Below are 11,391 nucleotides of genomic sequence, written 5' to 3' on the forward strand. Positions count from 1 at the left end.
TTTCCATTATTTAGTTTGTAAATTCTCCCAAGTATAAACTAGTGGTAGCCCATTAAAAGCTGACGCTTGTAAGCCGTGAATAGCTGTTTGCTTTTGGAGATCATAACCACCAATTTGATAATCATTCTCTGATTGATAGCCATTTTGATAGAACTTAAAAACCAATTGTTGGTTGGCTTGATTGTAGTAAACTAAAATTTTAGCATCGTTTCCACCATCGTCACTAGTATTTAATAAATACTTGAAATCAAACAAACTAGCTTTTTTTAGTGCTGAATTTAAAGTTGTTCGTTTAATTAACGATAAATTGCTATATTGAACTGTGTAATCTTTTCCCTCCTTAGGTTGATTAGTGACTTGTGATGAAGATTGACTAATTTCTGAATGCGATACTGATGATTGTTTATTGTGAAATACAAATAGCAGTAGACATATCAAAACAATCATTAAGAAACCAGCAATAAATAAGATGAACTTTTTTCTGGTCAACTGTTTGGTTAAGTTTTTTAATTTTCGTTCAAATTGAACTTTTTTCATCGTGATACTCCTTTCGAGAGTAATTTTTTTAATTAACGGTGTCATCTGGTTGGAACTGCCCCAACCTGTCCTATTCTAAGAATTGACGATGACAAGATAAAAAGCATGCTTACACATGCTCTTCGATTACATTATTTGATACTTTTTCTGATTGCTGTTTAAATGTTGATCTTGATAAAGTTGTTTCTTCTGAAACCAATAACGCCAATAATGTAAGACCGCATATTTAAGGGTTGTTTCAAAGGGCAAATCATCAATTTTTAAAACCTTATCGAGTTTATAAACGGTAAATAATGAGACAATGAGTAAGGCAAAGCCAAAGGTTAGTCGGCCATTTTGAATTTGATACAATTGAAAAATAAAGATAATTGCTACATCAATTACTGTGGTAATCGTTAATAACCCAGCCACTCTTGAATCAATAAAGACTGGCAATTTCAAATCGCCATAAATCGTGCGAAACTTGGCGGAGTTCGTATACACCCGACGATAGTTATACATTTTTACCCTCCTAATCCTTGAATAAAGTTCAAGACGGAATTCATTAATCCTGAAAAGGCATTTAAAGTGTTGGCTGGCCCATTGACAAAGAAATAAATTAAACCACCAATTAAAATGGTGACCCACATATCTTTGTTTTCATTTTTACCATAGTGCTGAATAGCGCGACCACCTGCTATGATAACAACTAGTCCTAGTAACACAGGTTTTAAAGCATTATAAATATCCATTAGTTCTCCTCTCTATGCTTGGATAAATTTAGTGACGAAATAAGTTGAAGCTTGTTGTTTCAAATACAGGCGAATCGTTTGTACTTGAGTAATATCTGAATCATGAATTTTGACGGTCATAGTCGCTGTTACTATTGGGTGTTTAATTGTTCCAGCTACCTTAATGGTACTGTCATCAAGGGAAACAAAATCAACTGCGCCATCTAAGCCAACAGGATCCGCCATCAAAAAAGCCATATCTTTCGTTGATGAAGAGACATATTTTTGGGCAAATTGTTTGGTAAACTTGTCAACTTTTGTTGTGGTTTGCTCACTATTCAGTGTTTTCCCAGTGTTGGTTAATCGAGCTTGTCCCACATGACTGATACTATTAATGGAATTGGCAACGTACGGCAAGCCAGTAATAGTTAGCTTTTCGTTATCCTGTTGGTAAGGAATATCGACTGTTAAATGACTTTGTTTGTTACTGGCTTCGACCGTTAAACTGTATTGCGCTGTCTTGACTGTGTCTACGGTGAAAATACCATTCAATGTTGATGAAACCAGCTTTAAATCAGTATTTTTATCGGTACTCGGCAAAGTTAAATTGCTTGCCAAATATTGGGTAAGCTGTTTTGTTCGACCATCTGAATCATCACTTGCTGGTGAATAATAAACTTTTAAAAACTGAGTCATGTACTGATCAACTAATGGATTGTAACTTATTGTGCCTGCATTTTCTTGATTAATACGATGATTCAAAGTAGCGACTGTTTGTTGTAATCTTTTATTCTTATGCGCAGTCGCATTGGCTAAAACCAGCACATAACTAAAGTAAATAAAAAGCCCTATTAGAATTAATAGGACAATCGAACGAACCCGGCCTAAGTTTAACGTATGTGCTTTAGGAATTTTGATGGATTTTTCTTTTTTCTTTTTTTCGTACTCAAAGTTAATTTTGAGTTTTGGAATATTGACCATTCATACTCCTTTCTTAATCTCATGATTAATCATTATTTAGTCTCAGGTTTACCTGTGTTTACTTTCTCCGTAGATTTTGGTTCTTTTGGTGTTAATGGTACTAGTGTATCAGCATACACTGTCCAATCAGTAGCATTATTACCAACAAAGGCAAACTTCAATCCTTGTGGTACTAACTTTGCACCAGGCTTCAAATCAACTTGTAATCTCTCACTTTCGGTTGGATCAATTAAAATACGAATAAACGTATCATCATCGTCAATTTCTCCCGACTTGCTTTGTTGCATAAAATTGAATTGATAATTTGAAATGATTGGTTCACCATTATCATCACGAGCTGGATTGTTTTGATTATCAGTTTGATAGTTTGGGGACACACTAAATAAAATTAAATCATGACTATCAAAAGCATCAGCAGAACGAACTCGTCCAACTGGTGTTTTATCTTTTCCAGAAACAAATACAGCATCATATTCTGCCTCTGGTATGTCATCGGTTTGTGAATCAGACATTGGCAATAATATGCCAGACTTTGTGGCAACTCTTGCCCCACCACGTCGATTGCTACGTGCTTCACCGCCAATTATTGAAGCATTGATTAACTTCAATTCAGTACCAAAAGGTTTAGCAAAATCAAATCCGGCTTGCGGTGTAATGTTCTCGGTATTTAGAGTGTCATTGATATTTAACACAGCGACTGAAATGTCGCCATTTGTCCCAACTTTATTACGACCTACATAGGTCAATTTTCCTAGGCTCTTGCCTTGTAGTGATAATTTATTAAATTTGTTAACCATAATTTTTCTCCTTTGATATTTTTATACAAAATAAAAGAACGCCTAAAAAAGACATTCTTTGCAATAATATTTAATTCCACAAATCTTCGGGTGGATTTTCTGAATCTACATAAGTAAAATTCATTGATACTGGACGATTGTCATCGTACTTTGTAAATGTAATAGCATTAATACCTACATCTTCGAGAGTATCTGTTGTGAGCAACTCACGATCTTTGAGCTGGAAAATGTTTTTCAAAACCCATTCTCCAAAAATAAATTGTGAGGACAAACTTTGTATGCCTTTGCCGTTATCTTGATTAATAAACATCGTCATTTTTTCCTCAGACGGCAAAAGTTCCAGTTCAAAGCTTCGGTTTGGCCTGTCACTAACTAATTTATTACCACGCAACAGTCCCCCATTTTTTACAAAAAAATCTGGATATTTTGTATGAAATTTCTTTGAATTAGGAAGTGGAATATAAACTTCATAAGGATTTTTGTAATTGCGCCATAAAACAGTTGTGGTGAGGTCAAATAATTCAGTGCCATTGGATAAACAATTTGTTAATTCAAAACGCAACTTCTCCCGCTCTATCTTTTCTTTATTTGATGAAAAAACATCAAACGCAACTCTATTAAATTTACTAAGCCAGTCGCTAGGCAAACTTGTATCCTGTTGTGATAAACTCACTATTCTGTGATATCGTGAATCATTTTTATCTAGTTTGGTTTTAGGAGAACCATACCATGCATTAAATCCTGATCTACGCTCAATTTTTATCATGAATGTCACGGACTGACTGATGTGATCATCTACCGGCTTGGTGGTTTCAGAATTTAAATTAGCAAACAATTTAAAAGGATCTTCAATATAAGTTACTGGCCATTTTTCAACACCAATATCTTCATTGCTCATGCCATTTCCATTATGACCCTTAAATGACATTAATAATTGACTATCTGCCGAATTATATTGATAAAGATGTTGACCATCTGTAAATTGAAAATTTTGCAACATATTGGACTTGGTAGGACCAATTATTTGCAAATGTTTAAGATCAATACTGCTGTACGAAGTTTCACCAACTAATATATATGGCTCATCATTATGCTTATTTTTGTTAACCGAACCTGATGGCATTAAGACATGATAAACAGCTTCAACTTGGCTATCAAAATCAAATCCCTGCAACTGGCTTTTAGATGATGAAATTCGTTTGTTTCTTAAAACAGCTATTTTCTTTGCTAATTCTAAATAGTCATCAAAGTCTTCATCGTTTGAACCATCTTGTTGCCTTTTTTTAATTCTTTCAATAATAGATCCCCATTCATCTTGTTGGCTATCTTTCTTGAATTGAGCTATTTTTTGAAATCCTGATTTAACACCAAATGATTTAATACCAATAATATATTTTGATCCGTTTGCTAATTTAACAGAAGCATCATATGATGAGTTACCAATGTCTTCAATAGTTGCATTAAATGATTTTTTAAAAGATGCCTCTTGAAACTTTGAGTTGATAATCGGCGCTATAATGATGTTATCATCACTACTTTTCTGAGCAAAAGCTTCGCTTAAAGAAGCAAAATTAGTGATTAATAGTTTGTATTGATTTTTATTACTCTCATCTAGTAATTTCCACATAGAAAACTCCATAACATATTTACAAGTTATGTCTATTATACCTATGTGTATTAAAAAAGCACAATTCTAATGAAAAGTGCTTTCAATATATATTGATAAAAATCTTAAGTTTAAGAAACGGCCGGAATAAATACTCTTTGATCTGCTTGATTGTCTGCTGGCAAATAAATCAGCTCGGCTTGAATATTTGGTACCTCTACAATTTGCATAACCACTTCATCTAAGCTATTTAACTGTTTCTTTTGGGATATTTGATCAATAATTTGTTCCATTCTCAGGTTTTCAATTGAAAATCTTTTTTTAGATTTTTGAACATCATGATAATTTTTTGCTGTTTTGGTTGTTTTGTATATATATTCTCCAAGTATTCCCCAAGGGTGTATAATTTTGGGTTTAAATAAGCTCTCTACTGCAGAGTCAAAACGATGTTGGTTTTCAATTATTTCCGCTTGAGTTTGTTTTTGCTTAGTCGCGTACAAACTAGAAATTTCATATTCAAAGTTAGAATAAAAACTATCTTCATAATTCTTTTGTAATTGTGCAGTTAGTTCTCGAATGATCTCAATTTGATTATTAAGTTTCATTCTAGATCCAATTTCAATTGTTTCAGCAAACAAAAAAAGTTTACTAGCTTCAAATGCTATTGACGTATTAAAATTGATGTCATTTAAAAGTTCTTCTTCCTTTTTTTTGTTTTCCTCATTAATTAGGTCACTACTCTTTCTTTTGTAGCTAAACTTATATTCTTCAAATATTTCTCTAGCTGTTTTTTTAAACTCTCTGATTGCTGAGATATCTGCTAAATCCACATGTTTGCGATTCGAAATTTCTGATAAGCCTTTTCCCGAAGCTATCAATTTTCCAATGTTGCTATCATGATGTATATTAATAAGTTCTTCTAATTTTTGATCTATCTCCTTTATTTGGTTATTTAATTGATGCAAATAGTAAGTGCCTGATACCATTGACATAACTTGCATACCACCTTGCAATACCATAGCTGGGTTTAATGCGCTATTTAAACTTACGTTAGTAAATCCAGCATGTTCCATAATTTGCCCTGAAGAGTTTTTAACATAGTGCTTGTGGTCCCATTTGCAAATTTAGAAAGGTTACTTGGATTAGTAGTGGCAGAAAATAAACCATTAGGTGCTTGAGATAAAAGTTGCGCTAATGTTAATTTAGAGTTAGCTACTTGAGCTCCTATCTGAGTGATATTTCCCGCAACTAAGGAAGCATTAGTAATAAATACTTCTTTATATTTTTTAATTGTTGCTTGAGACAAATCTGTTGGCTGTCTTAGCTCTATTGTATCTCCCAATTGATTTTTGATTTCAATTATTTCTGGTTCTTTGTTCATTATTAATTGCTATCCGTATTTTATTTAACATTTTGAATGTTATTTATCTATATTTATCTATTAAAACTAAATATAAGTAATTTTATCATATTACTATTCAAAAATTACATAGGCAAACAAATCATAAAATATTTTTACAAATTACAATGATTCTTTTTTAGCTTTTTTATAATATATCTGAATATACAAAAAAGCACAATTCTAATGAAAAGTGCTTACTGATATATATTAACCAACTACCGAATAAAACTCATAATTTCCACCACGCTTTATGGCATTGAAGAAGTCGTCATTTTCAAATATTGGTAACTCTTTTTGTCTATTTAGGTGACCATCATCTTCAATGGCAGTCGCCTGATCGTCATACCAATCAACGGTGAATGATTCACCCGCCATACGGCCATCCATCTTAGTGTAAACTAAAGCTACTTTGTCATCAGTTTTTGGCAATTTAACATCTGTTGTCAGTGATTCTATAGCTCTATTGATACTCTTAGCTAAACGAGTAATCACAGGAACAACAACAGAGTTTCCGGCTTGCTTATACAATGCTCCCATTGATTCATCAACTGGCAACTGATAATTTTCAGGATAACCTTGTGCATTAAAGGCTTCTCTAGGAGTGAGCTTTCTAATATCACCATTGTGAGTACGAATTAATGGCACATTATGGCCACCAGTACCCATATTAGCTGTTAATGTAGGAATAACACCTGATTTATTTTCACGAACATACTGACGTCGCCATTGATAAACAGTCTCTGAACTCTTCATAGCCTCTACTAATTGAGGATAAAAAGTTTGCTTATCTTCTTTATAGAAGAACCTGTCTTCCAAAAAATCTCCAAATTTTGTGATTTCACCAATTTTTGCATCAAAATCAATAATATCTGATAGCTTAGTTGTTAAATCAATTTTTTCTGGAAAACTAAAATTATCAAATGCCTTTTTGTCTTTAAAGCCAACAACATAAATACGTTCTCTATTCTGTGGAATATTACCGTATTCTTTAGCATTAAGAACTTTCCATTTAATATAGTAACCCGAATGAACCAGAAATTCACGAATAACTTTAAACGTATTACCATGATCATGTGTCACAAGATTTTTTACGTTTTCTAAAAAGATAACCTTAGGTTGTAAAAATCTTATGATACGATGTGTTTCAAAAAATAAATCTCCACGATTATCCTCAAATCCATGACGATAACCTGCAATACTGAACGGCTGGCAAGGGAAACCAGCGAGTAGTACACTAGCATTTGGTGCTTTTGCTTTGACTTCTTTTGCATCAACTTGCTTAATATCTCGTCGATCAAGATATGTTCCACGGCTTTTGAAGTTTGTCTCAAAAGTATGTTGCGCATTTTTATCAAACTCATTTGCATAGACTGTACGATACTCGCCTGCATCTTCAAACCCTAAATCAATTCCACCGACTCCGGCGAAAAAGCTAACGATGTCATTTTTCATGCCAAATCCTCCTTTTTTAATTTTTTTTGTTTTACAACAAGTATTAATTTTACTACATTTCACAAAAAAAAGTAGCAAAGCTTGCTACTTTGATTGTCGTGCATTTAATAATATATATTGAGTTATAACAAGTCTCACTGCTTTGTCAAAATGAAAGAGATTGTAGAAAAATTTGAATACACATTTTAATCAAAAGAAACACCGAGAAAAATATTTATCAAATTTTTTTGATGAATATTTGAGTTGCATTAATCCAGCTCACTTCTATCCAGTCACCAGCAGAAATATTATTTTTTTGGAACCAAGTACCAATTAGTTTGAGATTTCCAGACCCGCTAAATTGTTTAGCATAAACATCGCCAGCTTGTGATGTCCCGGTTGCTTTTACTTTTCCTACAAAACCATTTTGGTCATAACAATCAAATAAATTAACACCAAGCTTCTCACTGGTTTTAGGATTAGTACTTTTAAGAGCATTGGAGTTAAAAATGTCGAATAACTTTGCTTTTTGTGCCGGTATAGGTATGTAACCTTCACCTGCTACGGATTCTCTATTTTGAGTCTGACGTTTCGTCCCCCAATTCATATGAACTTCTTTGATTTCAATGTTGTAAACGTCTCCACTTTGAGCCATTGATAGTTTCTCCTTTGAGTTTAATTAATAAACTCATTGTACACCGTGTATTACTTTATCATAAGAGGTTAACTAGACCCATTACTTTTAACTTCCCAATACATATTAAAATACCAATTAATTATAAAAACAATTAGTTTGAAAATGAATCAATAATATGCAAGTCGGTAATATTGTATTTTACTCGTATACTGAAAATTCAGGCACATATTACTTGGTATTTCCATATAAATAACTAATACTATATTTATTAAAATATGAGGTGTATATTAAAGTTACAAATATAAAGAAAGAATGAGAATATATGGTGAATTTTAAAAATAAAATTGATTCTATTAATGCACCAGTAGACACTAATCCTATTAGCATTTATGATAAGCTAGATAGAAAATCGGAAAAAAGCGGAAATCTTCGACCGGCTCAAGAGTCAGTCTTAAAAGATTGGTTTGATAGCAGGCAAAACGATTCTGACGTTATTCTTAAAATGAATACTGGATCCGGAAAAACTATTACTGGATTACTCATGCTAGAGTCGAGGCGTCTAAAAAATAATAAAATGCAAGTGTACTTGTGTAATACTGTAAATCTCGTTTTACAAACAATTCGGCAGGCCGAGGAGTTTGGTATCAAATATTGTGTAATAGAAAGTCCATCGAACGTAATACCATCTGATGCAAGCCTAGGAAGAAAAATTTTAATTACCACTGTAAATAAGTTATTTAACGGTAAATCTATATTTGGAATTGAAAACAAGTCTATTAAAATTGACGGTCTTGTGCTTGACGATGCACACACAAGTACCGAAATAATAAAAAGCAATATGCAAATACATATTACTCGATCCAAGCATCAACAACTTTATAATGAAATATTCGAATTGTTTGATGAAAGTATACAAAGCCAAGGAAATGGGACTTACTTTGATATTATAAACTATGACATCAAACAAAAGTCACCTGAACCATTTTTACCTGTACCTTATTGGGATTGGCAAAAAAAATTGGATAGCATTACATCTATTTTATCCAAATATGCATCAAATACAAATGAAATAACATTTGTATGGCCGATTTTACGTGATACCTTAAAATTTTGTACATGTGTAATATCACCTACTGGAATTGAAATTGTCCCATTTGTTTATCCCATTGAAATGTTTGAATCCTATTATACAGCGAATCAAAGAATATTTATGTCTGCAACAACTTCTACTGACACCACTCTTATAAAAGATCTACAAGTTAAGAAAAGTGCTATTAAAAACCCGCTTATATATAAAAATGAGAGATGGTCAGGAGAAAAATTAGTCGTAATTCCTTCCTTAATTTCACCAAATAATCTACAAAGATTTAATATAGTTCAGTATTTTGGTTCCAAAAAAAATTCAAGGTTTGGCATTGTTGCAATATCCCCTTCTTATTTCAATACAGAAGATTGGAAGGCTTATGGAGCTAAAATTGCAACTAAAGACAGCTTGGAGAAAGATTTACAAATGTTAAATGCTCCGATTAAGACTGATCCGCTCGTTTTAGTTAATCGTTACGACGGAATTGATCTTCCTGATGATAGATGTAGAATTTTAATTATTGATGGGTTACCACGTGCACAAACACTTTATGATAAATATATTGATAAAATTACGAAAAATAGTACTGAATATAAAATTCGTATTACACAAAAAATTGAACAGGCTATGGGAAGAAGTGTTAGAGCAGACACAGATTACTCCGTCATTCTTCTTATAGGTTCGGATTTAATAAAATTTATACGTAATGATGCTGAACAAGTATTAAGCGCACAGGCTAGAAAACAAATTCAAATTGGTATGGAAGTATCTAGCGAAACACAAGATGAAATTTACAATAATGATACTGAAATAACCGCAAAAAAAGCACTAGTTGATCTTATTAGTAACAGCTACAACCGAAATGAAAGTTGGAAAACATACTATAGAATGGAAATGGATAATATAGATTATTCAAAGCCACAATTCACCAATCTCGAACGACTTCAACAGGAAAATAATCTTTTCAAAAGAGGAATAAATCCTACAATTGATATTCAGGAATACAATCAACAATTTTTGAAATTTGTTTCAGATAATCATGAAATTACTGATGAAGAACAAGCATGGTACCTACAGTTTTTAGCAACAGTAAACTATCAGTTTTCTACTCAAAAATCTTTCGAATTCCAATTACAAGCATATAACTTAAACAAAAAACTTTTACTTCCCCCTGTCAACCAACAAAGTAAACTAATTGAAGGTCCAATCCGTCAACAACGTTTAAAAAATATCTCTATTACTTTAGCTCAGTTTGACACGTTTGAAAAATTGAGAAACTATACAGACGATGTCATCAATAACTTGCAGTTTGGTGTGAAGAAGGATGATTTTGAAACCGCTGTCGATGATTTAGGAAAGTTATTAGGGTTTGTTACTGATAGGCCTGATGAATATCAGAAAAAAGGTCCAGATCATGTGTGGGCAATTGATAAAGGTAAATACTTTGCAATTGAGGACAAAAGTGAAGTGTCTACTACTAGAAATGAAATATACAAATCGGAAACTGGTCAGATGAATAACTCTCAAGCATGGATGAACGAAAATTATAAAAATACAGAAATACACTATTTTATGGTAATACCAGTGAAATATTTACAATCTGGTGCAGGATTTGCAAATCCTGTTTTAATTATAAGAAAACAAGGTCTTAAAAAAATTAGAAAATCATTGACTCAATTTATTAATGAATTCAGTAAAATAAATCTCAAGTCTATAGATGAGTCATTCATTCAATCAAATCTAGTTCAGTATAACTTAACACCTGAATTCTTTTTAAAAGAAATAGGAGAAGTTCCTGTTCTTAATGCATCTTCTAAAAGTAGATAGCTCATATTATTTAGACTATTTAAAACTCACCATCTCTTTCAGCTAGTTAGGTCAGCATTTCACAATTTATTCTAGATAAAATGACATAAGCCTTAGGCGCAACTTATATGCCACTATAAGTGCTCATCTCATCGGTCTTATGATTTTCTTCAACACAGTACCAGACTTTTCTCTCTGTACCTGCGCTTGATTGATCGTTGATAATCATATAAAATTAGGTTATTGAAAATAACTTTAAATTTTGATTCTTATTAATAACGTTGTCGAAGGCATTATTTTATCAATCAAGAGTATATTTAGTTTTCAATGTACTGAAACACAGCTAGTAAATCTAGTTGTGTTTTTTTGTGCTGATTTTTAATGTTAATACTTTCTTAAT

Annotated in this window: 11 protein-coding genes; 1 reads left to right on the plus strand and 10 read right to left on the minus strand. The window is 32.3% G+C overall.

Translation table 11 applies throughout. From position 1 onward, the window contains the following. Window positions 1-6 precede the first annotated feature (6 nt). The 10 genes from C5L23_RS06540 to C5L23_RS06585 all read right to left on the minus strand — a co-directional run bounded on the left by C5L23_RS06540 (window position 7) and on the right by C5L23_RS06585 (window position 8,119). The gene (locus tag C5L23_RS06540; protein WP_133264476.1) at window positions 7-537 is read right to left on the minus strand and encodes a hypothetical protein; all 531 of its coding nucleotides are present in this window, start codon (window positions 535-537) and stop codon (window positions 7-9) included. A gap of 126 nt (window positions 538-663) precedes the next feature. Beyond that, entirely contained in the window at window positions 664-1,038 is a 375-nt protein-coding gene (locus C5L23_RS06545; protein ID WP_010007024.1) for a hypothetical protein, read from the minus strand. Between the two features lie 2 nt (window positions 1,039-1,040). Beyond that, a complete protein-coding gene (locus C5L23_RS06550; protein WP_010007026.1) occupies window positions 1,041-1,268 on the minus strand; it encodes a TcpD family membrane protein in 228 nt (75 codons plus the stop codon). Window positions 1,269-1,280: 12 nt separating this feature from the next. After that, window positions 1,281-2,228, minus strand: a complete 948-nt coding sequence (locus tag C5L23_RS06555) for a conjugal transfer protein (RefSeq protein ID WP_133264478.1) — start codon at window positions 2,226-2,228, stop codon at window positions 1,281-1,283. A 32-nt stretch (window positions 2,229-2,260) separates the two neighbouring features. Further along, the gene (locus C5L23_RS06560) at window positions 2,261-3,025 is read right to left on the minus strand and encodes a hypothetical protein (RefSeq protein WP_010007029.1); all 765 of its coding nucleotides are present in this window, start codon (window positions 3,023-3,025) and stop codon (window positions 2,261-2,263) included. A gap of 70 nt (window positions 3,026-3,095) precedes the next feature. Beyond that, window positions 3,096-4,652, minus strand: a complete 1,557-nt coding sequence (locus C5L23_RS06565) for a hypothetical protein (RefSeq protein ID WP_133264480.1) — start codon at window positions 4,650-4,652, stop codon at window positions 3,096-3,098. Window positions 4,653-4,762: 110 nt separating this feature from the next. Beyond that, window positions 4,763-5,704: a hypothetical protein gene (locus C5L23_RS06570; RefSeq protein ID WP_133264482.1), complete on the minus strand. Its 942-nt coding sequence runs from the start codon at window positions 5,702-5,704 to the stop codon at window positions 4,763-4,765. Further along, on the minus strand, window positions 5,677-6,012 hold the full coding sequence (locus C5L23_RS06575) for a hypothetical protein (protein ID WP_010007032.1): 336 nt from the start codon (window positions 6,010-6,012) through the stop codon (window positions 5,677-5,679). Before C5L23_RS06575 ends, C5L23_RS06570 begins: the two co-directional genes overlap by 28 nt. Before the next feature lie 228 nt (window positions 6,013-6,240). After that, the gene (locus tag C5L23_RS06580) at window positions 6,241-7,485 is read right to left on the minus strand and encodes a DNA cytosine methyltransferase (RefSeq protein WP_010007034.1); all 1,245 of its coding nucleotides are present in this window, start codon (window positions 7,483-7,485) and stop codon (window positions 6,241-6,243) included. Between the two features lie 217 nt (window positions 7,486-7,702). Next, window positions 7,703-8,119, minus strand: coding sequence for a phospholipase D-like domain-containing protein (locus C5L23_RS06585; RefSeq protein WP_133264484.1), 417 nt, complete (start codon window positions 8,117-8,119; stop codon window positions 7,703-7,705). A 304-nt stretch (window positions 8,120-8,423) separates the two neighbouring features. Between C5L23_RS06585 and C5L23_RS06590 the strand changes: the two genes are divergently transcribed. After that, window positions 8,424-11,012 carry a DEAD/DEAH box helicase family protein gene (locus C5L23_RS06590; protein WP_133264485.1) on the plus strand — a complete coding sequence of 863 codons (2,589 nt, stop codon included), beginning with the start codon at window positions 8,424-8,426 and terminating at the stop codon, window positions 11,010-11,012. Window positions 11,013-11,391: the final 379 nt, after the last annotated feature.

The sequence above is a fragment of the Leuconostoc fallax genome (assembly GCF_004354645.1).
Classification (GTDB): domain Bacteria; phylum Bacillota; class Bacilli; order Lactobacillales; family Lactobacillaceae; genus Leuconostoc_B; species Leuconostoc_B fallax.

What these genes read in the sequence shown, in the direction of transcription:
- C5L23_RS06540 (WP_133264476.1), bottom strand. Translation starts at nt 537, where the DNA reads ATGAAAAAAGTTCAATTTGAACGAAAATTAAAAAACTTAACCAAACAG.
- C5L23_RS06545 (WP_010007024.1), bottom strand. Translation starts at nt 1,038, where the DNA reads ATGTATAACTATCGTCGGGTGTATACGAACTCCGCCAAGTTTCGCACG.
- C5L23_RS06550 (WP_010007026.1), bottom strand. Translation starts at nt 1,268, where the DNA reads ATGGATATTTATAATGCTTTAAAACCTGTGTTACTAGGACTAGTTGTT.
- C5L23_RS06555 (WP_133264478.1), bottom strand. Translation starts at nt 2,228, where the DNA reads ATGGTCAATATTCCAAAACTCAAAATTAACTTTGAGTACGAAAAAAAG.
- C5L23_RS06560 (WP_010007029.1), bottom strand. Translation starts at nt 3,025, where the DNA reads ATGGTTAACAAATTTAATAAATTATCACTACAAGGCAAGAGCCTAGGA.
- C5L23_RS06565 (WP_133264480.1), bottom strand. Translation starts at nt 4,652, where the DNA reads ATGTGGAAATTACTAGATGAGAGTAATAAAAATCAATACAAACTATTA.
- C5L23_RS06570 (WP_133264482.1), bottom strand. Translation starts at nt 5,704, where the DNA reads ATGGAACATGCTGGATTTACTAACGTAAGTTTAAATAGCGCATTAAAC.
- C5L23_RS06575 (WP_010007032.1), bottom strand. Translation starts at nt 6,012, where the DNA reads ATGAACAAAGAACCAGAAATAATTGAAATCAAAAATCAATTGGGAGAT.
- C5L23_RS06580 (WP_010007034.1), bottom strand. Translation starts at nt 7,485, where the DNA reads ATGAAAAATGACATCGTTAGCTTTTTCGCCGGAGTCGGTGGAATTGAT.
- C5L23_RS06585 (WP_133264484.1), bottom strand. Translation starts at nt 8,119, where the DNA reads ATGGCTCAAAGTGGAGACGTTTACAACATTGAAATCAAAGAAGTTCAT.
- C5L23_RS06590 (WP_133264485.1), top strand. Translation starts at nt 8,424, where the DNA reads ATGGTGAATTTTAAAAATAAAATTGATTCTATTAATGCACCAGTAGAC.